Source organism: Streptomyces sp. NPDC002057 (genome assembly GCF_040296665.1).
Lineage (GTDB): Bacteria > Actinomycetota > Actinomycetes > Streptomycetales > Streptomycetaceae > Streptomyces.
This window is the reverse complement of sequence record NZ_JBEOXR010000038.1, coordinates 1-24,656: the sequence shown is the minus strand read 5'-3', so window position 1 is coordinate 24,656 and position 24,656 is coordinate 1. Positions and strand designations below refer to the sequence as shown.

The 24,656-nt window shown below is 73.2% G+C and carries 25 protein-coding genes; 6 read left to right on the top strand and 19 right to left on the bottom strand.

Annotation, left to right across the window (positions count from 1 at the left end):
* Positions 1-10: 10 nt before the first annotated feature.
* The 13 genes from ABT129_RS25860 to ABT129_RS25800 form a co-directional block, all read right to left on the bottom strand.
* Complete coding sequence (locus tag ABT129_RS25860; protein WP_351906110.1) at positions 11-1,111, bottom strand: polyprenyl synthetase family protein; 1,101 nt, start codon at positions 1,109-1,111, stop codon at positions 11-13.
* Positions 1,108-2,634: a hydroxysqualene dehydroxylase HpnE gene (gene hpnE, locus ABT129_RS25855; RefSeq protein ID WP_351906107.1), complete on the bottom strand. Its 1,527-nt coding sequence runs from the start codon at positions 2,632-2,634 to the stop codon at positions 1,108-1,110. The genes ABT129_RS25860 and hpnE overlap by 4 nt, the downstream gene beginning before the upstream one ends.
* A complete protein-coding gene (locus tag ABT129_RS25850; RefSeq protein ID WP_351906104.1) occupies positions 2,631-2,753 on the bottom strand; it encodes a hypothetical protein in 123 nt (40 codons plus the stop codon). Before ABT129_RS25850 ends, hpnE begins: the two co-directional genes overlap by 4 nt.
* Positions 2,753-3,703 carry a presqualene diphosphate synthase HpnD gene (gene hpnD, locus ABT129_RS25845; protein WP_351906101.1) on the bottom strand — a complete coding sequence of 317 codons (951 nt, stop codon included), beginning with the start codon at positions 3,701-3,703 and terminating at the stop codon, positions 2,753-2,755. The genes ABT129_RS25850 and hpnD overlap by 1 nt, the downstream gene beginning before the upstream one ends.
* The gene (gene hpnC, locus ABT129_RS25840; RefSeq protein WP_351906098.1) at positions 3,700-4,611 is read right to left on the bottom strand and encodes a squalene synthase HpnC; all 912 of its coding nucleotides are present in this window, start codon (positions 4,609-4,611) and stop codon (positions 3,700-3,702) included. The genes hpnD and hpnC overlap by 4 nt, the downstream gene beginning before the upstream one ends.
* A gap of 313 nt (positions 4,612-4,924) precedes the next feature.
* Positions 4,925-5,584 carry a TetR/AcrR family transcriptional regulator gene (locus tag ABT129_RS25835; protein WP_351906095.1) on the bottom strand — a complete coding sequence of 220 codons (660 nt, stop codon included), beginning with the start codon at positions 5,582-5,584 and terminating at the stop codon, positions 4,925-4,927.
* 110 nt (positions 5,585-5,694) lie between these two features.
* Positions 5,695-6,480: an ABC transporter ATP-binding protein gene (locus tag ABT129_RS25830; protein WP_351906092.1), complete on the bottom strand. Its 786-nt coding sequence runs from the start codon at positions 6,478-6,480 to the stop codon at positions 5,695-5,697.
* A complete protein-coding gene (locus ABT129_RS25825) occupies positions 6,473-7,402 on the bottom strand; it encodes an ABC transporter permease (RefSeq protein ID WP_351906089.1) in 930 nt (309 codons plus the stop codon). The genes ABT129_RS25830 and ABT129_RS25825 overlap by 8 nt, the downstream gene beginning before the upstream one ends.
* A gap of 48 nt (positions 7,403-7,450) precedes the next feature.
* Positions 7,451-8,296, bottom strand: coding sequence for a glycosyltransferase family 2 protein (locus ABT129_RS25820; protein ID WP_351906224.1), 846 nt, complete (start codon positions 8,294-8,296; stop codon positions 7,451-7,453).
* A 47-nt stretch (positions 8,297-8,343) separates the two neighbouring features.
* Positions 8,344-9,123 carry a CDP-alcohol phosphatidyltransferase family protein gene (locus tag ABT129_RS25815; RefSeq protein WP_351906086.1) on the bottom strand — a complete coding sequence of 260 codons (780 nt, stop codon included), beginning with the start codon at positions 9,121-9,123 and terminating at the stop codon, positions 8,344-8,346.
* Positions 9,101-10,162 carry an iron-containing alcohol dehydrogenase family protein gene (locus ABT129_RS25810; protein WP_351906083.1) on the bottom strand — a complete coding sequence of 354 codons (1,062 nt, stop codon included), beginning with the start codon at positions 10,160-10,162 and terminating at the stop codon, positions 9,101-9,103. The genes ABT129_RS25815 and ABT129_RS25810 overlap by 23 nt, the downstream gene beginning before the upstream one ends.
* Positions 10,150-10,887, bottom strand: a complete 738-nt coding sequence (locus ABT129_RS25805; protein WP_030313679.1) for a phosphocholine cytidylyltransferase family protein — start codon at positions 10,885-10,887, stop codon at positions 10,150-10,152. Before ABT129_RS25805 ends, ABT129_RS25810 begins: the two co-directional genes overlap by 13 nt.
* A complete protein-coding gene (locus tag ABT129_RS25800; protein WP_351906221.1) occupies positions 10,884-12,674 on the bottom strand; it encodes a DUF5941 domain-containing protein in 1,791 nt (596 codons plus the stop codon). Before ABT129_RS25800 ends, ABT129_RS25805 begins: the two co-directional genes overlap by 4 nt.
* 416 nt (positions 12,675-13,090) lie before the next feature.
* Here ABT129_RS25800 and ABT129_RS25795 point away from each other — a divergent pair, with 416 nt between their 5' ends.
* The 3 genes from ABT129_RS25795 to idi all read left to right on the top strand — a co-directional run bounded on the left by ABT129_RS25795 (position 13,091) and on the right by idi (position 16,251).
* On the top strand, positions 13,091-14,032 hold the full coding sequence (locus tag ABT129_RS25795; protein ID WP_351906080.1) for a cation diffusion facilitator family transporter: 942 nt from the start codon (positions 13,091-13,093) through the stop codon (positions 14,030-14,032).
* Positions 14,033-14,230: 198 nt separating this feature from the next.
* On the top strand, positions 14,231-15,478 hold the full coding sequence (locus ABT129_RS25790) for a bifunctional class I SAM-dependent methyltransferase/N-acetyltransferase (RefSeq protein ID WP_351906077.1): 1,248 nt from the start codon (positions 14,231-14,233) through the stop codon (positions 15,476-15,478).
* Between the two features lie 152 nt (positions 15,479-15,630).
* Complete coding sequence (gene idi / locus ABT129_RS25785) at positions 15,631-16,251, top strand: isopentenyl-diphosphate Delta-isomerase (protein ID WP_351906074.1); 621 nt, start codon at positions 15,631-15,633, stop codon at positions 16,249-16,251.
* Here idi and ABT129_RS25780 read toward each other — a convergent pair.
* Together ABT129_RS25780 and ABT129_RS25775 are read right to left on the bottom strand one after the other, a co-directional pair.
* Positions 16,217-16,774, bottom strand: a complete 558-nt coding sequence (locus tag ABT129_RS25780) for an ATP-binding protein (protein ID WP_502981905.1) — start codon at positions 16,772-16,774, stop codon at positions 16,217-16,219. The two genes, idi and ABT129_RS25780, sit on opposite strands and share 35 nt — an antisense overlap.
* A 94-nt stretch (positions 16,775-16,868) precedes the next feature.
* Positions 16,869-17,594, bottom strand: a complete 726-nt coding sequence (locus ABT129_RS25775; RefSeq protein ID WP_351906071.1) for an HdeD family acid-resistance protein — start codon at positions 17,592-17,594, stop codon at positions 16,869-16,871.
* Between the two features lie 66 nt (positions 17,595-17,660).
* Between ABT129_RS25775 and ABT129_RS25770 the strand changes: the two genes are divergently transcribed.
* Complete coding sequence (locus ABT129_RS25770; RefSeq protein ID WP_351906068.1) at positions 17,661-18,404, top strand: enoyl-CoA hydratase/isomerase family protein; 744 nt, start codon at positions 17,661-17,663, stop codon at positions 18,402-18,404.
* A gap of 34 nt (positions 18,405-18,438) precedes the next feature.
* Here ABT129_RS25770 and ABT129_RS25765 read toward each other — a convergent pair whose 3' ends face one another.
* A complete protein-coding gene (locus ABT129_RS25765) occupies positions 18,439-19,077 on the bottom strand; it encodes a DJ-1/PfpI family protein (protein ID WP_351906065.1) in 639 nt (212 codons plus the stop codon).
* An 11-nt stretch (positions 19,078-19,088) separates the two neighbouring features.
* Positions 19,089-20,060, bottom strand: coding sequence for a GlxA family transcriptional regulator (locus ABT129_RS25760; protein ID WP_351906062.1), 972 nt, complete (start codon positions 20,058-20,060; stop codon positions 19,089-19,091).
* A gap of 130 nt (positions 20,061-20,190) precedes the next feature.
* Here ABT129_RS25760 and ABT129_RS25755 point away from each other — a divergent pair, with 130 nt between their 5' ends.
* Both ABT129_RS25755 and ABT129_RS25750 read left to right on the top strand, forming a co-directional pair.
* The gene (locus ABT129_RS25755) at positions 20,191-21,057 is read left to right on the top strand and encodes an SCO6745 family protein (protein ID WP_351906059.1); all 867 of its coding nucleotides are present in this window, start codon (positions 20,191-20,193) and stop codon (positions 21,055-21,057) included.
* A 119-nt stretch (positions 21,058-21,176) separates the two neighbouring features.
* A complete protein-coding gene (locus ABT129_RS25750; RefSeq protein WP_351906056.1) occupies positions 21,177-23,651 on the top strand; it encodes a Tex family protein in 2,475 nt (824 codons plus the stop codon).
* A 68-nt stretch (positions 23,652-23,719) separates the two neighbouring features.
* Here ABT129_RS25750 and ABT129_RS25745 read toward each other — a convergent pair whose 3' ends face one another.
* Both ABT129_RS25745 and ABT129_RS25740 read right to left on the bottom strand, forming a co-directional pair.
* A complete protein-coding gene (locus ABT129_RS25745) occupies positions 23,720-24,124 on the bottom strand; it encodes a hypothetical protein (RefSeq protein ID WP_351906053.1) in 405 nt (134 codons plus the stop codon).
* Positions 24,121-24,656: 2-phosphosulfolactate phosphatase (locus ABT129_RS25740; protein WP_351906050.1), on the bottom strand; the 536-nt coding region annotated here is incomplete at its 5' end. The genes ABT129_RS25745 and ABT129_RS25740, both read right to left, overlap by 4 nt.

The window sequence follows — 24,656 nt, the reverse complement described above, 5'->3', positions numbered from 1 at the left end:
GTGATGGTGATCATCTCTTCCGTACGACCACGAAGTCGGCGAGCGCGGTGAGCTGCGCCCGCACTCGGGCGGGCATGTCCACCTCGTCCAGGGCCTCGATCGCGACGGCGTGCTGGCGGCGGGCCTCCTGGGAGGTCCACTCCCGTCCTCCGGCCTCCTCGATGAGGGCCGCGCGGACGGCGAACTCCTCCTCGGAGAAGGTGTCGAAGTCGTTGGACTTGGCGTCCGCGGCGAGCAGCTCGCCGAGCCGCTCGGAGGCCGGTCCGCCGGCGGCGAGCGCGGCGACGACCGGGAGGGACTTCTTGCGCTGCCGCAGGTCGCTCCAGGTCTGCTTGCCGGTGGCCTCCGGGTCGCCCCAGATGCCGAGCAGGTCGTCCACGGCCTGGAAGGCGAGCCCGAGGTGGTACCCGTACTCCTCCAGCTTGTCGGCGGTCCGGTCGTCGGCCCCGCCGAGGACGGCGCCGATGGAGACGGCGCAGGCGAGCAGGGCGCCCGTCTTGTTGCCCTCCATCTCCAGGCACTCCTCGACGGTGACCCGCTCGCGGTGCTCGTACGAGATGTCCTGGGCCTGCCCGTCGATGAGCTTGCGGGAGGCCGTGGTCAGCCGGCGGGTGGCCCGTCCCGCCTCGACGGTGCCCAGTTCCAGGAGCAGCTCGTTGGCGAGGGCGAAGAGGGCGTCGCCGACCAGGATGGCCTGCGCGGGGCCGTGCACCTTCCACACGGTGTCACGGTGGCGGCGCTGCTCGTCCCCGTCCATCAGGTCGTCGTGCAGCAGCGAGAAGTTGTGGACGAGTTCCACGGCGACGGCGCCGGGGACACCGACCTCGGGCGCGGCCCCCGCGGCCTCGGCCGAGAGCAGCGCGAGCGCGGGACGGACGGCCTTGCCGCCGTCGCCGTCGGCGGGGTTGCCCTGGGCGTCGATCCAGCCGAAGTGGTAGGCGGCCACGGTGTCCATGGGCGGCGCGAGGCGGTCGACGGCCGCCCGCAGTACGGGGGTGGACAGGGTCCGCCCCCGCTCCAGCAGTGCGGACACGTCCGCGGTGTCGACGGCCGGATTACCCGGCGGCACAGTCGGCACGGTCTCTCCTCTTGTTCCGGTACTCACACTCATACCGCCTCCTGCAGCGGATGGTCATGGCGGCGGCCGAGGGCGGAGAGCGCGGCGCCCGCGGCACTGAATCCGCTGCGGACGGCACCCTCCATGGTCGCGGGCCAGCCGGTGGCGGTCCAGGCCCCGGCCAGGAAGAGCCCCGGCGCCCGGGTGCGGGCGCCCGGGCGGAGCCGGCCGACGCCCGGGGTGGGGGCGAACGTGGCCGTCCGCTCCCTGGTGACGAAGAAGTCGCGGATCCCGGCGCCGCGCGCGGCGGGCAGCAGCCGCTCCAGCTCGGGGAGGTACTTCGCGCGCAGGGCGGCGACGGGTTCGTCGATCTCGTCCTGGGCGGCGGACTGGGAGACGGCGAGGTACTGGCCGCCCACCCGTCGCCCACCACCGCCCTTGTCCGAGTGTCCTTCGGGCCCGCCCCTCAGCAGTCCCGAGGAGTCGGTGCGGTCGAAGACCCACTGCACCGGGGAGCCGAGGGCGGTGAAGAAGGGACGCCTCAGCACCTTGCGGTCGTAGACCACGTGCAGGTTGAGGATGGGGGCGGTGGCGATGTCGAGGAGCCGGTCGGGGTCGTCGAGGGCGCCCTCGGGCAGCAGGTCGTGGGTCTCCTGCTGCGGTACGGCGAGGACGACCGCGTCCGCCGTGATCGTCTCGCCGGGTACGTCGACGGCCCAGCGTCCGTCGTCGGTGCGGGAGATCCGCTCGGCCTTGGTGCGGAGCGCGGTGCGGACGCCGAGGGCGTCGAGCTCCTTCGCGGCCCGGGTGTCGTGGAGTTCGCCGAGCGGGACGTGGGCCCAGCCGATGTCGGCGGCGCCGGGCTCGGAGAGGAGTCCGGTCTTGAAGACCATGGCGGCGAGCCCCATGGAGGCCTGCGGGGCCGGGGCGTTGAGGGTCGGGATGCCGACCAGGTCCCAGAGGGCCTCGACGGTCCGCGGGGACTGTCCGTGCCGCCCGAGCCAGGTGGCGAAGTCGATGCCGTCGAGCGCCGGGTCGGCGGGGTCGAGCTTCTTCAGGGCGAGCGCGGCCCGGCCGACGGAGGCCCGCTCGGCGAGGGAGAGGTGCGGGTACGTGGCGAGGCTGCGCGCCAGGTGCAGCGGTACGGGGAGGGCGTCGCGGCGGATCCGGCCGAGGCGGGGGCCGCCGGGGTGCGCGACGTCGAGGACGGGCACGTCGAGCCGGTCCTGGAGGGGGGCGAGCCGGGCGCCGTCGACCCGGTCGAGGAACCACCGGTAGGCGGTGCAGCAGCGGAGGTACACGTGCTGGCCGTTGTCGACGGTGAGGTCGCCGCGGCGGAAGGAGAAGGCGAGGCCGCCGAGCCGGGGCCGGCCTTCGAGCAGGGTGACGCCGACGCCGGACTCGGCGAGCCGGAGCGCGGTGGTGATGCCGGCGAGCCCGCCGCCGACGACGACGGCGTGGGGACGCCGTCCCCCGCCGGTGGTGTCACCGGCGCCGGGGCGGGTGGCCCGGCCGGTCTCCGCGGCGGGCACGCCGGTGCCCGGCACGGTGTTCCGCTCGCTTCCGTCGGTCGTCACACGGCCTCCGTTCGGGTCGTCACGGCCGGGGGCCGGGCGGGCGCGGACACGACCGCCCCGAGCAGGGACGCCGGGGCGGCGTCCGGGGTTGCGCGGTGGGCGGGGGCGCGGGGGCTCATCAGGCACGCCTCCTGACGGTGCGCCGGGCGATGTGGCGGGTGTCGAGGCCGGAGAGGCCGCGCACCGCGACGTACGCCTTCTCGCGGCCCGGCAGCGAGACCCGGCCGCGCAGGACGGCCTCGGGGTCGCGTTCGATCCGGTCGAGGAGGCGGCGGTAGATGCCGGCCATGGCGGCGACGCAGGCGCCGCTGCGCCGGTCGAGCATGGGCAGCAGCCGGTAGCCCTCGGCGAACAGGGCGCGGGCGCGGCGTACTTCGAAGTGGACGAGCCCGGCGAAGTCGGCGCCTTCGGGCGGGGTCTCGCTGCCGAAGCCGTCGCCGCAGCCGAACTTGGCGAGGTCGTCGGCGGGCAGATAGGTCCGCCCGTTCCCGGCGTCCTCGCGTACGTCCCTGAGGATGTTGGTGAGTTGGAGCGCGAGGCCCAGGGTGTCGGCGTACTCGGGGGCGCGGTCGGCGCCCTGGGCGCCGGGCTGGGTGCCGAAGACGCCGAGGGAGATCCGGCCGATCGCCCCGGCGACGCAGCGGCAGTAGACCTTGAGGTCGTCCCAGGTCTCGTAGGTGGCGCCGTGCACGTCCATCAGGACGCCGTCGATGAGTTCGTCGAGGCCGCCGAGCGGGATCGGGAAGCGGCGGGCCGAGTCGGCGAGGGCGACGGCGACCGGGTCGGTGTCGTCCTCGTCGATCTCGCCGGCGCGGATCCGGTCGAGCAGGACGCGGGTGGCCTCCAGGCGTTCCCGCTTGGCCTCGGGCGCGAGCGTGCCGTCGCCGATGTCGTCGACGCGCCGGGAGAACGCGTACAGCGCGGACATCGCCTGACGCTTCTCGGCCGGCAGCAGCCGGATCCCGTAGGCGAAGTTCCGCGCCTGCTGTCCGGTGACCGCCTCGCAGTAGCTGTAGGCGGCCTGGACCGGCGCGGACGACTGGGGCTGTCCCTCCACGGTCACGCTCACCCCTCTCTCCGCGCCCGGAGCAGAACCGCTCCCGCCTGGCGCATCAGGCTCGGCTTGGTGGCCTTCGGTGGGCCGGTCAGCACGTCGTATCCGGCGTCGGTGATCGCGTCGAGCGCCGCGAGCCCTCCGGCGGTGAATCCCGCCAGGAGGAGCCGCAGGCGGCCGTGGACACTGCCGACGAGCGGGGTGCCCGCGTGGAGCAGTTCGCGGGCCCGCTCGGCCTCGAAGGCGATCAGGGCGCGCACGGAGGCTCCGGCGGAGGGCCGGGCGAGGTCGCTCTCGGTGACGTGGAACCGCTTGAGGTCCTCGGCGGGCAGGTAGATCCGGTCGTTGCCGAGGTCCTCGGCGACGTCCTGGAGGTGCTCGACGATCTGGAGGGCGGTGCAGATCTCGTCGGAGCGCCTGATCCGCTCGGGGGTGTCGGTGCCGGTGATCGCGAGGACGAGCCGGCCGACGGGGTTGGCGGAGAGTGCGCAGTACGCGAGGAGGTCGTCGTAGCTCTCGTACCGCCTCACCTGCTGGTCCTGGCGGTTGGCGGCGATCAGGCCGAGGAAGGGCTCGGGGGTGAGCCGGTGACGGCGCACGGTCGGCTGGAGGCCCCGCAGGAGCGGGTGGCGGGGGGTGCCGTCGAAGACGCGGCGGAGGTCGTCCTCGAAGGCGTCGAGGAAGGCGAGGCGGTCCTCGGCGGTCCCGGGGTCGATGCCGAGGTGGCGGGCGTCGGCGCCGCCGGGGGCGAGGTCGCCGTCGCCGATGTCGTCGACGAGCCGCGCGAAGCCGTAGACGGCCATGAGGTCGTCCCGCCAGGCCCGGGGCAGGAAGAAGGGGGCCACGGGGAAGTTCTCGTCCGCGGCCTTGCCGAGGGTGGCGCGCGAGGAGGCGTCGGGGCGCGCCTGCCGGGTGTCCGTCACAGGGCGCTGCCCGACGGAGGGACGGCGAGACCCTCGTGGAGCTGGAGATTCTGCGTCATGGCCGTCACGTCTCCCGTTCTACACTGCCGACCCAATCCATCCTATTTCGGACACGCCGCCGACCCCTGCACGGAGAGCCGCCGCCCGGAGGCCCGATGGTCGTGGGGTATCGCCCTACTTGCCGCGAAACAGACCGGTCCAGCTTACGTTGTACGACGGCCGTCGCCATTCCGGGGTGTCCGGCACTCCGGGGCTCACCCGTACGTGTCACCAACCCCCGCGTACCGCAAGGGAGTTCGGGACGACGGTGGATTCAGAGGGCGCGCGTGCCGGAGACCACCATCGCGAGGGTGCTCTCGACGACGGCGTTCCTGCGTTGCGCGGGAAGGCGGCGAAGAGGGCCTTCGAGCAGCAGGAGTGACAGTCCGTGAACGGCGGACCACGCCGCGGCACCGGCGGCCGGACGGACGCCCGGCCGGGTGTCCGGACGGGGGGTCCGGGCGCGGGTGAGGGCCTCCAGGGCCTCACGGAGCAGCGTGAAGGCGCGGACCTCGGGCTCGGGGGTCTGGCGCTCCGGCACCGGCTCGTCCGCCCCGGTCGGGCGGGGGACGCAGAACGCGGCCCGGTAGAGGCCCGGCTGGTCGACGGCGAAGCCGACGTAGGCCCGGCAGAGGGCGGCGAGCCGGCGCTCGGCGGCCAGGGCGGGGTCGTCGGCGCCGGGCTCGCGGGCGGCGGCCCGCTCCATGGCGTCGGCGAGCAGCCGCTGGGCGTGGGTCCTGACGGTGCGGAGGAGTTCTCCCCGTCCGTCGAAGTGCCGGTAGGCGGCGGTGGGTGAGACGCCGACCCTGCGCGCCGCCTCGCGCAGGACGACCCGCTCGGGCCCGCCCTCGGTGGCGAGGTCGACGGCCGCGCAGATCAGCGCGTTGCGCAGATCGCCGTGGTGGTAGGTCTTTCCCCCCGAGATCGCTGCCATGGGCTCATCCTGCCCGATGTTGACCGCATGAACATTCCAGGCGGCGGCGCGACGCGCGGAAAACGACACCGCCCCCACCGGGGGGTGGGGGCGGTGTGCGGTGGCGCGGGTCAGCGGGCGGTCTCCCGCTCGTACGCCTTGAGCACCTCGTCCGTGGGCCCGTCCATGAGGAGCTGGCCCTTCTCCAGCCAGAGCACCCGGTCGCAGGTGTCCCGGATGGACTTGTTGCTGTGGCTCACCAGGAAGACCGTGCCGGCCTCCTTGCGGAGTTCGCGGATGCGCTCCTCGGAGCGGATCTGGAACTTGCGGTCGCCGGTCGCCAGCGCCTCGTCGATGAGGAGGACGTCGTGGTTCTTGGCGGCCGCGATGGCGAAGCGGAGCCGGGCGCCCATGCCGGAGGAGTACGTGCGCATGGGCAGGCTGATGAAGTCGCCCTTCTCGTTGATGCCGGAGAAGTCGACGATCCCCTCGTAGCGCGAGCGCACCTCCTCGCGGCTCATGCCCATCGCGAGGCCGCCCAGGATCACGTTGCGCTCACCGGTGAGGTCGTTCATGAGGGCCGCGTTGACGCCCAGGAGCGAGGGCTGCCCGTCCGTGTAGACCTTGCCGCTCTCGGTGGGGAGCAGCCCGGCGACGGCGCGCAGCAGCGTGGACTTGCCGGAGCCGTTGGAGCCGATGAGGCCGATGGCCTCGCCGCGGTAGGCGGTGAAGGTGACGCCGCGGACCGCGTGGACCTTGCGGACGCCCCGGGTGACCTCGGCCTTGCCCCGGCCGACGATCCGGCTGAGCGCCGCCGTGGCGCTGCCCTTGCCGCCACCGCCGGCGTTGACGCGGTAGACGATGTGGACGTCGTCGCAGATGACGGTGGGAACGTTGGACCGGTTGGTGTCAGCCACGGCCGTACCTCTCCTCGGCCTTCCAGAAGTAGACGAAGCCGCCGATGCCGAAGATCAGGGCCCAGGCGAGGGCCGTCATCCAGACGTGGTCCGGCAGGTTGTGCGCGCTGTACCCCTCGATGAGGGCGAAGCGGATCAGGTCCATGTAGACCGCCGCCGGGTTGTACATGAGGATGTCGGCGATCCAGGCCGGCTTGTCGGAGAGCATCACCGGGATCGAGAACATCACGCCGGACGCGTACATCCAGGTGCGCATGACGAACGGCATCAGCTGGGCGAGGTCGGGCGTCTTCGCGCCCATCCTGGCCACGATCATGGCGAGTCCCACGTTGAACACGAACTGCAGGAACAGCGCCGGGATCACGAGCAGCCAGCGGAGCGAGGGGTAGCTGCCGAAGGCGATCGCCACCGCCACGAGCACGATCATCGAGAACAGCAGCTGCTGGAGCTGCTGGAGCGAGAAGGAGATCGGGAGGGTGGCGCGGGGGAAGTGCAGGGCCCGGACGAGTCCGAGGTTGCCCGAGATCGCCCGGACGCCCGCCATGACGGAGCTCTGGGTGAAGGTGAACACGAAGATGCCGGTGACCAGGAAGGGGATGTAGACCTCCTTGGTCATCCCCTGCCCGGCACCCAGGATGAGGCCGAAGATCAGGTAGTAGACGAGGGCGTTGAGCAGCGGGGTCGCCACCTGCCACACCTGGCCCAGCTTCGCCTGGCTGTACTGGGCGGTCAGCTTGGCCGAGGAGAAGGCCAGGATGAAGTGGCGGCGGCTCCACAGCTCACGGACGTACTCGACGAGGCCGGGCCTGGCGCCGCTGACCGAGAGGCCGTACTTCGCGGCCACCTCGGCCGAGGACAGGCCCTCGTCGACGGACGGGGGCGCGCTCGTCGCGACCGCCCCGCCCTGCTGTGTGTCACTCACAAGTCGAAACTTTCGTGTTCAAATGCGCGGCACGTCGGTACCACGATGTCAGACGACCGGGGGGCGACCCAGCCGGGTCAGCCGCCACACCGTACGCCACCTCATGGGGCGGCGCGGTCCGCAGGGGGTCGTCCAGCCGGCACGGAATCCGCCGCACCACGCCTTGAGCGCGGAGAGCGAGGGCCGACGGACCAGGGTGAGCAGGAGCCAGACGCCGAGATACGCCGGCACCAGGGGCGCGGGCAGATTGCGGCGTGCCAGCCAGACTCGGTTGCGGGCCACGTTGAAGTGGTACGAGGCGTGCCGGGAAGGCGCTGTGGTGGGGTGCAACAGCACCATGTCGGAACGGTAGTCGATCATCCAGTCGGCGTCGAGCGCGCGCCAGGCGAGGTCGGTCTCCTCGTGCGCGTAGAAGAACTCGCCCGGAAGATCGCCGACTTCGGCGAACACCTTGGTGCGGACGGCGTTGGCGCCGCCGAGGAAGGTGGTCACCCGGGAGGAGCGCATCGGATCGGAGGCCCGCAGCCGCGGCACGTGCCGGCGCTGGGTGACCCCGGTCTCCGGGTCGGCGATCCGGAAGGTGATGATGCCGAGGTGCGGGTCGGCGGTGAAGGCCTGGCGGACCAGTTCCGCGGTGTCCCGGTGGGCCAGCAGACCGTCGTCGTCGAGGAAGAGCAGGACGTCGACGTCGGTGCCGCCGGGTCCGAAGGCCTCGATGCCGACGTTCCGCCCGGCGGGGATGCCGACGTTCTCCGGCAGGTCGACGGTCCGCACCCAGGCGGGCACCCCGGTGACCGGGGTGCCCTGTCCGACGACGACGACCTCGACGCGGTCGCCCTCCTGCTCGGCGACCGAGTCGATGAGCGCGCGCAGGTCGTCAGGGCGGTTGCCCATCGTGATGACGACGGCTCCCACCTTGAGCGGCGCGCTCACGGCCGGCCTCACTTCAGCCTGCTGGAGACCATGATCGACACCAGGTGGAGCACGGTCTGGAGCAGCGCGATGCCGGCCAGGACGGCGACACCGAGACGGGTGAAGAACAGGTCTCCCCTGACCTGGTCCGCGATGGCCAGGAGCACGATCAGCAGCGAGGCCTCGATGCCGAGGACGAGCCGGTGGAACTTGAGCGCCCCGGCGGCCCGGCGGGCCAGCGCCATGCCGGAGGAGCGCGGCTCGGAGGCGGCCTCCTTGACCGGCGGCAGTCCGCCCTGGTGCCGGGCGACACCGACGAGGTCGGTCTCGGCCTTGATCAGGATGGCGCCGAGGGCGGCGAGGGTGCCGAGGAAGGCCCAGAGCCAGTCGATCCGGCCCGAGCCCCACAGGTCGGCGGCGCGCAGGCCGAAGCCGACGAGCACGGCCGCGTCGCACAGGTAGGCGCCGACCCGGTCCAGGTAGACGCCGGCGAGCGAGAACTGCTTCTTCCAGCGGGCCACCTCGCCGTCGACGCAGTCGAGCAGCAGGTAGAGCTGGACCATGAGCGCGCCGAGCAGCGCCCCGGGGATGCCGGGCACCAGCAGGGCCGGTGCCGCGAGGACGCCCGCGAGGGTCATCACGTACGTGAGCTGGTTCGGCGTGATCCTGGTGCCGACGAGCTGCCGGGTGATCCTGAGCGAGATCTCCCGCATGTACAGGCGGCCGCCCCAGTGCTCCCCGCTGCGCCGGTCCTTCACACCCGGGGGGTGGACGACCGGGCGGAGCTCAGCTACGGATGGCTTTGGCATAGTCGGCGTACGCGTCCCTGATCTCGTCGTCGGACAGGTCGAGGTGTTCGAGGATGGTGAAGCGGCCCGGCCGGGTCTGCGGGGCGAAGGACACCGCCTGGACGAACTCGTCCACGGTGAAGCCCATCTCCTCCGGCAGGACGGGCAGTCCGTGCCGGCGCAGGGTCTCGACCATCCGGGCCGAGCCGTCGTGGGCGCCGCGCAGGTGCATGGCGAAGGCCGCGCCGAGGCCGCACTGCTCGCCGTGGCTGGCGGCGCGGGTCGGGAAGAGCAGGTCGAAGGCGTGGCTGATCTCGTGGCAGGCGCCCGAGGAGGGGCGGCTGTCCCCGCTGATCGACATGGCGATGCCGGACATCACCAGGCCCTCGGAGAGGGTGACGAGGAAGTCGTCGTCCCCGACGCCGCCGGGGTGGCGGAGCACGGCCTCGCCGGCGCTGCGGGCCATGGCGGCCGCGAGGCCGTCGACGGGCTCGCCGGTCACCTGGTGGGAGAGCTCCCAGTCGGCGATCGCGGAGAGGTTGGAGATCGCGTCGCCGATGCCGGAGCGCACGAAGCGGACCGGCGCGTCCCTGATCACGTCCAGGTCGATGACGAGGGCGATCGGGGTGGGCACACCGTACGAACCCCGGCCGTTGTCGTTGTCCAGGGTGGAGATCGGGGAGCAGATCCCGTCGTGCGACAGGTTGGTGGCGATCGCCACCAGCGGCAGCCCGACCCGGGCCGCCGCGTACTTCGTCACGTCGATGATCTTGCCGCCGCCGAGGGCGACCACGGCGTCGTACCGCTTGCCGCGCATGGCGTCGGCGAGCTTCACGGCCTCGTCGATGGTGCCGCCGGCGACCGGGTACCAGTCGGCACCGGGCAGCTCGGGGGCGAAGTGGTCACGCAGCTTCAGGCCCGAGCCGCCGCTGATGGCGACGGCGATCTTGCCGTTGCTGGAGATCCGCTGGTCCGCGAGGAGCGCGGACAGGTCGTCCAGCGCTCCCCGGCGGATGTCGACGACGACCGGCGAGGGGATCAGCCGGGTCAGTACTGGCACGCGATCTCACGGCCCTTCGCGAGGTCGTCGTGGTTGTCGATCTCGACCCACTTGACGTCGCCGATGGGCTCGACGTCGACGGTGAAGCCGCGGTTGACGAGCTCCTGGTAGCCGTCCTCGTAGTAGAGGTCGGGGTCGCGCTCGAAGGTCGCCTTGAGGGCGTCCGCGAGCTCCTCGGCGGCCTCGGCCTCGATGAGGGTGACACCGATGTACTCGCCGGTGGCGGTGGCCGGGTCCATCAGCTTGGTGATGCGCTGGACGCCCTTGCCCTCGGCGGTGATGACCTTCATCTCCTCGTCGGCGAGGCTCTTCACCGTGTCGAGGGCGAGGATGATCTTCTTGCCGTCGCCGCGGGCGGCGAGCAGCGTCTTCTCGACGGAGACGGGGTGCACGGTGTCGCCATTGGCGAGGATCACACCGCGCTTGAGGACCTCACGGGCGCACCACAGGGAGTAGGCGTTGTTCCACTCCTCGGCCTTGTCGTTGTCGACGAGGGTGAGCTTGAGCCCGTACTTCGCCTCCAGGGCCTCCTTGCGGTCGTAGACGGCCTCCTTGCGGTAGCCGACGACGATCGCGACCTCGGTGAGACCGATCTCGGCGAAGTTCTTCAGCGTGAGGTCGAGGACCGTGGTCTCGCCGTCGACCGGCACGAGGGCCTTCGGAAGGGTGTCGGTGTAGGGGCGCAGACGCCGTCCGGCACCGGCTGCCAGTACGAGACCGATCATGCTGTTTCTCCTTCGTCGTGAACGGCGGGTGCTCCGGAGGAGACCCAGAAGCGGACGGACTCCACGAGCACCACGAGCGCGACGGCCACCGCGAGAGCGGTCAGTGCCAGGGTGAAGTCGTCACCGCGGTCCGCCAGCGTGGCGGCGAGGACGGTCACCAGGAGCGTGCGCCCCTCGTGTCCGCCGGTGACGCGCACCAGCCAGGCGGGCGGCGCGCCGGTGCCTCCGCGAATGCGGTACACCGTGTCGTAGTGATGGTAGGCGACCGCCGCGACCAGCCCGAACGCCGCCGGAAGGGCGTGCGGGGAGTCCGAGCGGGCGGCGAGCACGAGCACGGTGGTGTACTCGGCGGCGCGGAAGAGCGGGGGTACGAGCCAGTCGAGGGCGCCCTTGAGGGGGCGGGCGACGGCCGCGCCGGCCAGGACCACGTAGAAGACCGCGATGATCACGATCTGGCGGTCGCCGAAGGGCCGGGCCAGGACCGTGGCCAGGAGCGCGCCGGTGGCGACGGCCGCGAGCACGACTCCGGGGGCGCGCAGGCCGCCGCGGCCGAGGACGCGGGCGACGATCCCGGCGAGCGGGCCGGAGTCCGCGAGGTCCGCCAGGGCCTGGGCGGCCCGGTCGGTGCGCCTGGCCTTGCGGGTCAGGGAGCGCAGGACGCGGCCGGCCGTGGTGTAGCAGGCGCCGAAGGCGCAGCCGACGATCAGCGCCCAGAAGACGATCCGGGGGGTGGTGAAGGCGGTGAGGACGGCGATCATCGCCCAGCGCTCGCCGATCGGCAGGATGATCATGCGGCGGGCCCAGACGGTCCAGCCGAGGCTGTCGAGCCGGCCGGAGAGGGCCGCGGTGGGGCTGGTGTTGGCGGTGGCGTCGTGGTTGGCCTCGTTGAACGAGAAGTCCACGACGTGCCGGCAGGTCATCAGGACCATCGCGCCCAGCGCCAGGGCCCAGACGTCGTCGCCGTCGCGGGCCGCGCCGAGGGCGAGGCCGGCGTAGAAGGCGTACTCCTTGGCGCGGTCGAAGGTGGCGTCGAGCCAGGCGCCCATCGTCGAGTACTTCAGCGCGTACCGGGCGAGCTGGCCGTCGGTGCAGTCGAGCACGAAGGAGACGAGGAGCAGGACGCCCGCGGCGACGTAACCGCCCCGGGTCCCCGTGGCCGCGAAGCCGGCCGCGATCAGGGCGGTGAGCAGCGAGGCGGTGGTGACCTGGTTGGGGGTCAGTCCGCGGCGCGCGCACCAGCGGGCGATGTAGCGCGAGTACGGGCTGATGAAGAAGGTGGTGAAGAAGCCGTCGTGGGCCTTGACGGCCGAGCGCAGGCGGACGGCCTCGTCGTCGACGGCGTCGACGGCGGCGCGCGCCGCGTGGCGGGTCTCGGCGTCGGTGGGGACGGTGGCGACCAGGGTGCCGAGCTGCGGCCGGTGCACGGCGACGCCGTCGGCGTCGAGGGCGTCGGCGAGCGTGCCGGTGAGGTCGTCCGCGGCGCCGGGGGTCCCGGCGGCGGTCAGGGCGCGGGTGAGCGCGGGGCGGGCCTCGCCCTGCGCGGTGAGCGCGCCGGGTGCGGCGGCCGCGGGGAACCGGGGGTCGGTGAGGGTGAGGCGCAGCGCGTGCAGGTGTCCGACGAACCGGGGGTCGACGAGCGCGACGCGCTCGCCCGCCGGGACGGCGGCCAGCAGGGCGCCGGCCTCGTCGGGGCCGGACGCGGCCCTGACGTCGAAGCCGAGCGACCGGAGATCTCCGTCGAGCGAGGATCCGGGTGCCGGCGGTCCGGTGAGGATGGCGGTCGACAGACGAACTCACTCCTTGGAGCTGACGGAGGGGCCGGCGGGGCCCATGGCGGCCCCGGGCGCGGCGGTGCGGCCCGGCACCGGGCGGCGACACGTCGGCTGAGGCTATCGGATGAACAGGAGCGCGAGTTCACCGAGGCTTGGCGGCCAGGACTCCCCCAGGCCCACCCGTGTCCTCGCGGGTGCGCCCCGTCCGGTGGTGATCATCATGGGTGATCGGCGGCCCCCCTCACAAACCACGCTCCGGCGCCACCCCGGGGGCTCCTGCCGCCGCCTTCTCGCCACGGTCGGGCCCGATTGCATCGTCGCAGGTCAGAGCATATGACAACGGTGTTCAGTACCGTGTTGCACATACCCCCCACCCGTAGTTCACTGGCCACTCGGGGCACCTGAGGACGACACGATCTGGAGGCCATGCCATGGGGGCTGGACACGACCACGGACACAGTCACGGCGGCCCGGCGCCGACGGGCACGGCCGGGGCCGCGTACAAGAACAGGTTGCGCATCGCGCTCGGCATCACGCTCTCCGTGATGGTGATCGAGATCATCGGCGGCCTGGTCTCCGACTCGCTCGCCCTGATCGCCGACGCGGCGCACATGGCGACGGACGCGGTCGGCCTCGCGATGGCACTGCTCGCGATCCACTTCGCCAACCGGCCGCCCTCGGGGAACCGCACCTTCGGGTTCGCGCGGGCCGAGATCCTGGCGGCGCTCGCCAACTGTCTGCTGCTGCTCGTCGTCGGCGGATACGTGCTGTACGAGGCGATCCAGCGGTTCGTCGAGCCGGCCGAGACCAAGGGCGGTCTGGCGATCACCTTCGCGCTGATCGGTCTGGTCGCCAACGTCGTCTCGCTGTCGCTCCTCATGCGGGGCCAGAAGGAGAGCCTCAACGTGCGCGGCGCGTACCTGGAGGTGCTCGCGGACGCGCTGGGCTCGGTCACGGTGATCGTCGCGGCCACGATCATCCTGACCACGGGCTGGCAGTACGCCGACCCGATCGCCTCGATCGTGATCGGCCTGATGATCGTCCCGCGCACGGTCAAGCTGCTGCGGGAGACCCTGGACGTGCTCCTGGAGGCCGCCCCCAAGGGCGTCGACATGGCGGAGGTGCGGGCGCACATCCTGGCCCTGCCGGGGGTCGAGGACGTGCACGACCTGCACGCCTGGACGATCACCTCGGGGATGCCGGTGCTCTCGGCGCACGTGGTCGTGGACCAGGGCGCGCTCGACTCGGTCGGGCACGAGAAAATGCTGCACGCCCTGCAGGGGTGCCTGGGCTCGCACTTCGACGTGGAGCACTGCACCTTCCAGCTGGAGCCGGTCGGGCACGCGGAGCACGAGGCGAAGCTCTGTCTGTGAGGGCCGGCGCCGGCTGTTAGTCTTTTCGTACGAACGTGTGGAGAGAGGAGCTGAGGTTGATGACCGTCACGATGGAGGCTGCCCCCAGCGGCAGCACCCGGTCCTTCCTCAGCCTCCGGGTCTCCGGCTGACCTGATCCCGGTTCCCACCGGTCCGTCACGTCGTCGGCCGGAGCCCTCTCACCAAGGGTTTCCCACGTTGTCCGACAACGCCTCGCACGACTCCTTCTTCGCCCTGCACCACGGTCTTCCGCGGCAGGGTCCCGGCTCCGACGCCACCACCCGCCGGCTCCTCGCGCTCTGCGGACCGCTCCCCGAGCGCCCGCGCGTGCTCGACCTGGGCTGCGGCCCCGGCCGTTCCGCCCTGCTCCTGGCCGCCGAGGCGGGCGCCGAGGTGACCGCCGTCGACCTCCACGAACCGTTCCTCGCGGAGCTGCGGCGGTCCGCCGCGGACCGCGGTCTCGACGGCTCGATCCACACCCTCCGCGCCGACATGGGCGCGCTGCCGTTCCCGGACGGCTCCTTCGACCTGGTCTGGGCCGAGAGCTCGGTCTTCGTCCTCGGCTTCGACCGGGCCCTCGCCGAGTGGCGCAGGCTGCTCGCGCCCGGAGGCACCCTGGTGCTCACCGAGTGCGTCTGGACCACCGGGGAGCCGGGCCCCGTGGCCCGCGCCTTCTGGGAGGAGCACTACCCGCTCCGTACCGTCACCGGGAACGCGGCGGCCGCGGTCGCGGCCGGCTACCACGTCCTGGGCACCTTCACCCAGCCCGGGAGCGACTGGGACGAGTACTACGGTCCGCTCGCCGCCCGCGCCGACGCGGCGGACACCACCCGGCCCGGCATGGCCGGGGCGGTGGCCGGCGCCCGCGCCGAGATCGCCCTGCGGCGCGAGCACGGTGCCGACTACGGGTACGCCGGATTCGTCCTGCGGCCCGCCGACCCGCGCCGGATCACCCGGCCCGAGACCGCCGAGGACGCGCCGGTGATCCGGTCGCTGGTGGCGGCCGCCTTCGGATCGGAGGCGGAGGCGGACCTCGTCGACGCGCTCCGGCGCGACCCCGACGCCTGGCTCCCCGGCCTGTCCTACGTGGCCGAGGCACCCGACGGCTCGGTCGTGGCGCACGCCCTGATCACCCGCTGCCGGGTGGGCGGCGCCCCCGCGGCGGCGCTCGCCCCGGTCGCGGTGGCCCCCGCGCACCAGCGGTCGGGGGCCGGACAGGCCGTCGTCCGCGCGGTGCTCGACGCCGCGCGGCTGCGGGGCGAGCCGCTGGTGCTCGTCCTGGGCGATCCGGAGTACTACCGGAGGTTCGGGTTCGCACGTGCGTCTGAGCATGGAATCAAGCCAGGTTTCGAGGTGCCGGACGAGGCGATGATGGCCCTCGTCCTGGACGACTCCGCGCCCGTTCCGTCCGGCACGATCGTCTATCCGGGGGCTTTCGGGGTGTAGCCGCCCCGCGCCGCCCTTCCGCTCCCGCCGCGCCGGTGGTACTCCGGTGCGGCGGGAGCGGCCACGTCCGGCCGCCGAAGTACGGACAAGCCGCTTTTGTACGGCAGACTGAGGTGGCCCCACCGGGGCGAGGACCGAAGCGAAGGATGGGTATGCCGACCACACCAGCCACCGCGGCTCAGATCTCGCCCGAGATCACGTCGAACGGTGTCCAGCCGTCCGGAGCCCCGGCGCCGATCATGCTCGAACTGGTCGACGAGGACGGGACGACCATCGGCACGGCCGAGAAGCTCGCCGCCCACCAGGCGCCCGGCCAGCTGCACCGCGCCTTCTCCGTCTTCCTCTTCGACGAGTCGGGCCGCATGCTGCTCCAGCGCCGCGCGCTCGGCAAGTACCACTCCCCCGGCGTCTGGTCGAACACCTGCTGCGGCCACCCCTACCCGGGCGAGGCGCCGTTCGCCGCAGCGGCCCGCCGGACCTTCGAGGAGCTCGGCGTCTCGCCCACGCTGCTCGCGGAGGCGGGCACCGTCCGCTACAACCACCCGGACCCGGCCTCGGGCCTGGTCGAGCAGGAGTTCAACCACCTCTTCGTCGGCCTGGTGCAGGCCGAGCCCCGGCCGGACCCGGAGGAGATCGAGGACACCGCCTTCGTGACCGCCGCCGAACTGGCCGAGCGTCACGCCGCCGCGCCGTTCTCCGCCTGGTTCATGACGGTGCTCGACGCGGCGCGTCCGGCCGTCAGGGAGCTGACGGGTCCGTCCGGGGGCTGGTGACCATCGGCGCGTGGATCGCCGCTCCCGGCCCCGGTGCCATCGGGGCCAGGGGCAGCGCCGCCCAGATGATCTTGCCGCCGCTCGCGGTGTGCTCGACGTCGCAGGCGCCGCCGGCCTCCTGGGCGATCTCGCGGACCAGCAGCAGTCCGCGCCCGCCCGTCTGCCCGTAGTCCGCCTCGAGCGCCTTGGGGCGGTACGGGTGGTTGTCCTCGACGGACACCCTGATCCACTCGGGGCCGATGGCCACCTCCACCGCTATCTCCGGGGAGAGCAGCGCCGCGTGCCGCACGGCGTTGGTGACCAGCTCGGAGACGATCAGGAGCAGGCCGTCCATGATCTCCTCATGGAGCGGAACGTCCTGGCGGACCAGCAGGTCGCGTACGGCGTGCCGGGCCTGCGGGACGGAGACGTCGACCGCGGCAGCGGTGAAGCGCCAGACTCCTTCGTAGGACGGTTGCCGGGCGGGGCCACCCCCGTGGTTCTCCACGGTCCGGTTCCCACCCTCGTGCTCGATTCTCGCCACGGATCGAGTCTTGGCAATGCGCGTGGGCAGACCGACCTACTGACCAGAAGTCGACACTTATCGGCCACCTTCTGATCGGGTGAGTATGCCCATGTCAGTTGTTCGACTGATCGGGCGCGCTTTCTGACGCCTCCGGGGGCGCCACGGAGTCCGAGGCCGGGGCGCCCTGGGCCGGGGCGGCCGGGGCCGGGGGCGTCACAGCGGCCGGGGCCGGGGCGGCCGGGGTCACCATACTGACGATCCTTCGGCCGCCCACCCCGATCGCGATCAGGCCGAGGCCGTCGAAGAGCAGCGCGAGCGAGAAGAACACCCCGAGGACGTACCGACTGCTCTGCGGCCAGTCGAACAGGACCAGCAGACCGAGGAGCAGGCCGAAGGCCCCCTGCAGGAGCGTCCAGCCGAACTGCGGACCGCGCACCACCACGCTGCCGACCAGCCGGAAGAGACCACCGGTCAGGAAGAGCAGGGCGGCGAACATCGTCAGCGCCTCCGCCGAGCCCTCCGGGTGACGGATCACCACGACGCCCGCGGCGATGTTCAGGGCGGCCACGACCGCGGCGAGCCAGAAGTAGCTGGTGCCCCGCGACTGGATCGCCTGGAGCAGCCCCACGACACCGCCGATCAGCAGCAGCCAGCCGAAGAGCAGCATCGAGGTCAGGGTGGCGAGGCCCGTGTAGACCAGGCCGACGACACCGCCGACGACGAGCAGGATGCCCAGCGCGGCGAGCCAGCTGAAGCTGCGGTTGAGCCGTTTCCCCTCGCGTGCCATCTCCCGGAGGGGGTCCGGGTCCTCGTGCGTCGCGCGGGCGTCCTTGGCCATGCCGTGCCTCCTCGGAGCGACCCCTTCTTGATCGTACGTTCGGGTGCGGCGGATAGCATCCGGCCCATGGAGCCGCAGCTGAGGGACACCGTCGCGGACGGGATCGCCACCGTCGTCATCGCCAACCCGGCCAAGCGCAACGCGATGAGCGCCGGCATGTGGCGGGCGCTGCCCGGCGTGCTGGACCGGCTCGCCGCCGATCCCTCGGTGCGGGTCCTGGTGCTGACGGGCGAGGGCGACACCTTCTGCGCCGGCGCCGACATCTCGGCGCTCCGGGAGCCCGGCGACGAGCAGCAGACGCTCGCGGTTCGGGCCGAGGAGGCGCTCGCGGCCTTCCCCCGGCCCACCCTGGCCGCCGTGCGGGGCTTCTGCGTCGGGGGCGGCAGCCAGCTGGCCGCCGCGTGCGACCTGCGGTTCGCCGAGGAGGGCGCCCGCTTCGGGATCACCCCGTCGAAGCTCGGCATCGTCTACCCGTCCTCCTCGACCCGCAGGCTCGCCGCCCTGGTGGGGCCCTCGGCCGCCAAGTACCTGCTGTTCTCGGGTGAGCTGATCGACGCCGGGCGGGCGCTGCGGACCGGGTTCGTGGACGAGCTGCACCCGGTGGGCGAGCTGGACAAGCGGGTCGCCGAGTTCGCCCGGGTGCTGGCCTCGCGCTCGCTGCTGACCCAGGCGGCGGCCAAGGAGTTCGCCGACGGACGTCTGGACCGGGACGCCCACTGGGCGGAGCAGGCGCGCGGCAGCGGCGACACCGCTGAGGGTGTCGCCGCCTTCCTGGAACGCCGGGCGCCCCGTTTCACCTACGGGAGCTGACCCCGGGGACGGCCCGGCCGGCTCGGGGGCCGGCCTACCGGTCGAGGGTCTCCGCCTTCTCGCCCCGCCAGCGCGCCACGACCGCGGCCGGCGCCTTCTCCGGCGAACCCGCGTCGTAGGGCGGCTGCGGGTCGTACTCGGTGAGCAGCTGGATCGTCTGGGCCACCTCGTCCCCGGCGATCCGGCCGAGCAGGTGCAGCGCCATGTCGATGCCGGAGGAGACGCCGGCGGCGGTGACGTACTTGCCGTCGAAGACGACCCGCTCGCCGGTGGGTTCGACGCCCAGCGCCCTGAGCTCCTCGTACGCGAGCCAGTGGGTCGTGGCGCGGCGGCCGGAGAGGACCCCGGCGGCGGCCAGGATCAGGGAGCCGGTGCAGACCGAGGTGGTCCAGGTGCTGGTCTCGTCGGCGGTACGGAGCCAGGCCCGGATCTCCGGGTCGTTCATCGCCTCCCGGGAGTCGGGCCCGCCCGGGACCAGGACGATGTCGGGGCTCGGGACCTCGGCGAGGCTCCTGTCGGCGACGAGGGCGAGGCTGCCCTGGTCGTTGCGGACGGGCCCGGTCTCCTTGGCCACGAAGACGGTCTCGGCCCCGGGGAGGCGGGCGAGGAGTTCGTACGGGCCGACGGCGTCGAGCGTGGTGAAGCCCTGGTAGAGCAGGACGGCGATCTGCACGGTGGTCCCTTTCAGCTGACGGGTGCGTGGAAGCGGCGGCGGTAGTCGGCGGGTGCGGTGCCCAGGGCCCTGGTGAAGGCGCGGCGCATCGCCTCGGGGGTGCCGTAGCCCGAGGCGCGGGCGACCTCCTCGACCCCGCGCGAGGTCTCCTCCAGGAGGCGGCGGGCGTGTTCGAGCCGTACGCGGTCGACGTAGCGGCCGGGGGTCGCGCCGGTCTCCGCGTGGAAGGCGCGGGCGAAGTGGCGGGGCGAGAGCCGGGCGCGGGCGGCCAGCGCCTCGACGGAGAGGTCCCCCTCGGGGTGCTCGGTGATCCATGCCTGGAGGTCGCGCAGCGGCTCCCGGCGGGCGGTCTGGGCGGCCAGCTGGGCGCTGAACTGGGCCTGGTTGCCCGGGCGGCGCAGAAAGACGACCAGGTGGCGGGCGACGCCGAGGGCCACGTCCCGGCCGAGGTCCTCCTCGACGAGGGCGAGCGCCAGGTCGATGCCGGCGGTCACCCCCGCGGAGGTGGCGAGGCGCCCGTCCCGGACGAAGATGGGGTCGGGGTCCACCTCGACCTCGGGGTAGTGGCGGGCGAGGTGGTCGCAGGCGATCCAGTGGGTCGTCGCCCGGTGTCCGTCGAGGAGCCCGGCCTCGGCGAGGAGCAGCGCCCCCGTGCAGACGGAGACCAGGCGTCCGGCGCCGGGGGCGTGGACGCGCAGCCACTCGATCAGGGCCGGGTCGGGTGCGCGGGTGCCCTCGCCGCCGGGGACGACGAGGGTGTGCGGGGCTCCGTCGGCGACCGCCGCGTCGAGGGTGGTGTCGGGGAGCAGACGCAGTCCGCTGTGCGTACGGACCGGGCCGCCGTCCAACGAGGCGGTGCGGATCGGGTACGCGTCCGGGTCGCCGGCGGCCCGGGCGGCACCGGCGAACACCTCGACGGGGCCGGTGACGTCGAGGCTCTGGACGCCGTCGAAGAGGACGACGAGTACGGGTCGCTGCGTCATGGCTCCATCCTGGGAGGGGGCCATGACGGCCGCAATGACGCCGACCCCACCTTTTCTGCCATGGTGGGGGCCCAGGCCGGAGGAGAACCGACTGTTCCCGTCGTACCGACCAGTCGGTAACCTTCGGGGCATGACGACTGCTCTGCCGCCGCGCGCGGGACGCCGCTGCCACAACGCCCTCAACCCGCTGCACTCCACGCTCTACTTCTCGCCCGACCTCGACCGCGAGTTCGGCGCCCTCGGATTCACCGACCAGAGCGCGATGCGGCTCGCCGCGCGCAGCGCCGCGCTCGGCGCGGTGGGCGCCGGCACCGTCGCCGCGACCTTCTACAACTACAACCACGAGCTGCTCGCCCGGCACCTCCCGGCCGTCTGGGAGACCGCCTCCCCCGCCCAGGTCCTGGACGCGCGGCTGCGCACCGCGGACGCGACCCTGCGCAGGCTGCTCGGCGAGGACACCGTCTCCTCCCCCGAGATGGCCGAGGCCGCGCGGCTCGCCCTGCGGGCCGCCGAGGCCTGCACCCGGCACGCCCGGCCCCTCTACTCGGCCAACGCCGACCTGCCGGTCCCCGAGGAGCCCCACCTCGCGTACTGGCACGCCGCCACCCTGCTGCGGGAGCACCGGGGCGACGGGCACCTCGCCGCCCTGCTCTCCGCCGGGCTCGACCCCGTCGAGGCCCTCGCCTCCCACACCGCCACCGGCAAGGGCATGGCCCCCCGCTGGGTCCTCGGCTCCCGCGGCTGGCGGCGCGCCGACTGGGAGGCGGCGGTGGAGCGGCTGCGCGGGCGCGGGCTGCTCGGCGCCGACGGCGAGCTGACCGAGGCGGGCACGGCCCTGCGCGCCGAGCTCGAGGAGCACACCGACCGCCTGGACTCGGCCCCCTACGAACACCTCGGAGCGGCCGGCGTCGAGCGGCTCACCGAGCTGGGACGCGGCTTCCTCATCACGGCGGCAGGCGCGGGCGCCTTCCCGGCGGACCTCGTCGGCAAGGGGTGAGCGGGGGCGCGCGGGAGGCCGCGGGACGCGCGCGGGACGGGTCGGTTGCCGCGTACGGGTGACCGACCCGGCACAATGCACTCGCAAGCTTGAGGCACGAGAAGGCGAGTCGGGACACCGTGACGACGTCCATCGAAGCAAGGATCGCCGAGGAACTCGGCGTACGCGAGCGACAGGTGAAGGCAGCCGTCGAGCTGCTCGACGGCGGTTCGACCGTGCCGTTCATCGCGCGCTACCGCAAGGAAGCGACGGAGATGCTCGACGACGCGCAGCTCCGCACCCTGGAGGAGCGGCTGCGCTACCTGCGCGAGCTGGAGGACCGCCGGTCGGCGGTCCTCGACTCCGTACGCGAGCAGGGAAAGCTCACGGAGGAGCTCGAGGCCCGCATCCGGGCGGCCGACACCAAGGCGCGCCTGGAGGACATCTACCTGCCCTTCAAGCCGAAGCGCCGGACGAAGGCCCAGATCGCCCGTGAGGCCGGTCTCGCGCCGCTGGCGGAGGGGCTGCTCGCCGACCCGTCGGTGGAGCCGGCGGCCGCCGCCGCGGCCTTCGTGGCCGCGGACCGGGGCGTCGCGGACGCCGCCGCGGCCCTGGAGGGCGCGCGGGCGATCCTCGCCGAGACGTTCTCCGAGGACGCCGACCTCATCGGCGAGCTGCGCGAGCGCATGTGGGGACGCGGCCGCCTCGTGGCGAAGGTGCGGGACGGGCAGGAGGAGGCGGGAGCGAAGTTCGCCGACTACTTCGACTTCACCGAGCCCTTCACGGCCCTGCCCTCGCACCGGGTGCTCGCCCTGCTGCGCGGCGAGAAGGAGGACGTGCTCAGCCTGGACCTGGAGCCGGAGGAGCCCTCCGAGACCCCCGGCCCCTCCTCGTACGAGGGGGTCGTCGCGGGCCGCTTCGGCGTCGCGGACCGGGGGCGCCCCGGTGACAAGTGGCTCCAGGACACCGTCCGCTGGGCCTGGCGGACCCGCATCCTGGTCCACCTCGGGATCGACCTGCGGCTGCGGCTGCGGACGGCCGCCGAGGACGAGGCGGTCCGGGTGTTCGCGGCGAACCTGCGCGATCTGCTGCTCGCCGCGCCGGCCGGCACCCGGGCGACGCTCGGCCTCGACCCCGGTTTCCGTACCGGCGTCAAGGTCGCCGTGGTCGACGCGACCGGCAAGGTCGTGGCCACCGACACGATCTACCCGCACGTCCCCGCCAACAAGTGGGACCAGGCGCTGGAGAAGCTGGCGCGGCTCGCGAAGGAGCACGCGGTCGAGCTGGTCGCGATCGGCAACGGCACGGCCTCCCGCGAGACCGACAGGCTGGCTGCCGAACTGCTCGACAGGCACCCCGAGCTGAAGCTGACCAAGGTGATGGTCTCGGAGGCGGGCGCCTCGGTCTACTCGGCCTCCGCGTTCGCCTCGCAGGAACTCCCCGGCCTCGACGTGTCGTTGCGGGGCGCCGTCTCCATCGCCCGCCGGCTCCAGGACCCGCTCGCGGAGCTGGTGAAGATCGACCCGAAGTCCATCGGCGTCGGCCAGTACCAGCACGACCTGGCCGAGGTGAAGCTCTCGCGCTCCCTCGACGCGGTCGTCGAGGACTGTGTGAACGGTGTCGGCGTGGACGTCAACACCGCCTCCACGCCGCTGCTCTCGCGCGTCTCGGGCATCAGCTCCGGTCTCGCCGAGAACATCGTCGCGCACCGGGACGCCAACGGCCCCTTCCGCTCCCGCCGGGCACTCAAGGACGTGGCCAGGCTCGGCCCGAAGGCGTACGAGCAGTGCGCGGGCTTCCTCCGCATCCGGGACGGCGACGACCCGCTCGACTCCTCCTCGGTGCACCCGGAGGCGTACCCGGTGGTGCGCCGGATGGTGAAGAAGACGGGCGGCCAGGTCGCCGCGCTCATCGGCGACACGGGCACGCTGCGCTCGCTGCGGGCGGACGACTTCGTCGACGAGACCTTCGGGCTCCCGACGGTGACGGACATCCTGCGCGAGCTGGAGAAGCCGGGCCGCGACCCGCGTCCGGCGTTCAGGACCGCCACCTTCAAGGAGGGCGTCGAGAAGATCGGCGACCTGGTGTCCGGGATGGTCCTGGAGGGGGTCGTCACCAACGTGGCCGCGTTCGGCGCGTTCGTGGACGTCGGTGTGCACCAGGACGGCCTCGTCCACGTGTCGGCGATGTCGAAGACCTTCGTCAAGGACCCGCGCGACGTGGTGAAGCCCGGCGACGTGGTCAAGGTGAAGGTCCTGGACGTGGACGTCCCGCGCAAGCGGATCTCGCTGACGCTGCGCCTGGACGACCAGGCCGGCGCGGACGACCAGGACGGCGCGCCGAAGCGCGAGCGGGGCGAGCGCTCCGGGCGGCCTCCGCAGCAGCGTCAGGGCGGTGGCGGACGCGGCGAGCGCGGCGGCCGGGGCGGTCAGCCCGAGCGGAGCGGCCAGGGGAACCGGGGCGGCCAGGGCGGCGACCGGGCGGCCCGGGGCGGCCAGTCCGACCGGGGTGGCAAGGCGGGCGGCTCGGGCGCGCCCGCCCCCGCGAACAGCGCGATGGCCGACGCCCTGCGCAAGGCCGGGCTGCTCGGTGAGGGCGGCGGCAAGCGCCGCTAGGGACGCGTACGCGCGGACGTGAGGAGGCCACGGCCGATGGGCCGTGGCCTCCTCGCGTGCGTCCGGTGCTACGGCAGGAAGCGCAGGGCCCAGTCGGCGCGGTGGGCGACGGAGAGGTCGTCGTCCTCCGTGAGGGGCTGGAGCAGCCCGCGGGCCGTCCGCGGGTCCGCCTGGACCAGGTCGACGATCTCGGTCGCCAGTCCGTCCTGGTCGTCGCCGAGGTCGACGGCCGAGGCCCGCACCAGGACCGGGAGGGTCCCGGTGCCGCCGACGCCCGCGACGACACCGCCGAGCAGCTCGCGGGCGTACGCGTTGCGCTCGGCGATCGCCCGGTCGAGCTCGGCCGTCAGGCGCGGCAGCAGCGCCCGGTCGCCGGTCGCCGCGATCTCGTCGGCGAGGTCGATGGTCGCGTCGACGTCCGCGTCGAGGTCGTCCAGCATCTCGATGAGCCGGGTGATGCCGTCGTCGGTCATGGTGCCTCCTGGAATGCGCCGTCCACGAGAACGGGGACGGTCGTCGAGCTGTCGGTCTCGGCGGCCACGGCCACGTCCTGCGGAAAGCCGTACGCGTACAGTTCACGGCCCGAGTCGCAGCCGTGCAAGGCGGCGACCGGGTCCTCCGTCGCCGACCACAGCGTGGCCGCCGCGGTCGCCTCGGGGGTCAGGGTGGGCCGGCCCGCGGCGCGCAGTCCGGCGAGGACGGCGCCCGCGCCGAGCAGGTCCTCCAGGGCCGGGCGCAGCGAACCGTCGGGCCACCGCTCGCCGGCGGCGATCACGGCGAGGGGGCGGTCCGCCGTGCCGTACCCCCGGTCGGTGAGCCAGCGGGCGACGGCCGAGTGGTTGCGCAGGGAGGCGGCGACGACGGTCGCGTCACCGGCCTCCGCCGCGATCGTGGAGCCGTTCGGCGAGGGCATCCGCAGGGTGACCGTCATGGTGAGCCCGCCGCCGGGGGTGTCCTCGGCCGTCAGCGTGCCGCCCATCGACTCCAGGAACCCCCGCGCCACCG

What these genes read in the sequence shown, in the direction of transcription:
- ABT129_RS25860 (WP_351906110.1), bottom strand. Translation starts at nt 1,111, where the DNA reads ATGAGTGTGAGTACCGGAACAAGAGGAGAGACCGTGCCGACTGTGCCG.
- ABT129_RS25850 (WP_351906104.1), bottom strand. Translation starts at nt 2,753, where the DNA reads ATGAGCCCCCGCGCCCCCGCCCACCGCGCAACCCCGGACGCCGCCCCG.
- ABT129_RS25835 (WP_351906095.1), bottom strand. Translation starts at nt 5,584, where the DNA reads ATGGCAGCGATCTCGGGGGGAAAGACCTACCACCACGGCGATCTGCGC.
- ABT129_RS25820 (WP_351906224.1), bottom strand. Translation starts at nt 8,296, where the DNA reads ATGGGCAACCGCCCTGACGACCTGCGCGCGCTCATCGACTCGGTCGCC.
- ABT129_RS25815 (WP_351906086.1), bottom strand. Translation starts at nt 9,123, where the DNA reads ATGCCAAAGCCATCCGTAGCTGAGCTCCGCCCGGTCGTCCACCCCCCG.
- ABT129_RS25805 (WP_030313679.1), bottom strand. Translation starts at nt 10,887, where the DNA reads ATGATCGGTCTCGTACTGGCAGCCGGTGCCGGACGGCGTCTGCGCCCC.
- ABT129_RS25795 (WP_351906080.1), top strand. Translation starts at nt 13,091, where the DNA reads ATGGGGGCTGGACACGACCACGGACACAGTCACGGCGGCCCGGCGCCG.
- idi (WP_351906074.1), top strand. Translation starts at nt 15,631, where the DNA reads ATGCCGACCACACCAGCCACCGCGGCTCAGATCTCGCCCGAGATCACG.
- ABT129_RS25775 (WP_351906071.1), bottom strand. Translation starts at nt 17,594, where the DNA reads ATGGCCAAGGACGCCCGCGCGACGCACGAGGACCCGGACCCCCTCCGG.
- ABT129_RS25770 (WP_351906068.1), top strand. Translation starts at nt 17,661, where the DNA reads ATGGAGCCGCAGCTGAGGGACACCGTCGCGGACGGGATCGCCACCGTC.
- ABT129_RS25760 (WP_351906062.1), bottom strand. Translation starts at nt 20,060, where the DNA reads ATGACGCAGCGACCCGTACTCGTCGTCCTCTTCGACGGCGTCCAGAGC.
- ABT129_RS25755 (WP_351906059.1), top strand. Translation starts at nt 20,191, where the DNA reads ATGACGACTGCTCTGCCGCCGCGCGCGGGACGCCGCTGCCACAACGCC.
- ABT129_RS25745 (WP_351906053.1), bottom strand. Translation starts at nt 24,124, where the DNA reads ATGACCGACGACGGCATCACCCGGCTCATCGAGATGCTGGACGACCTC.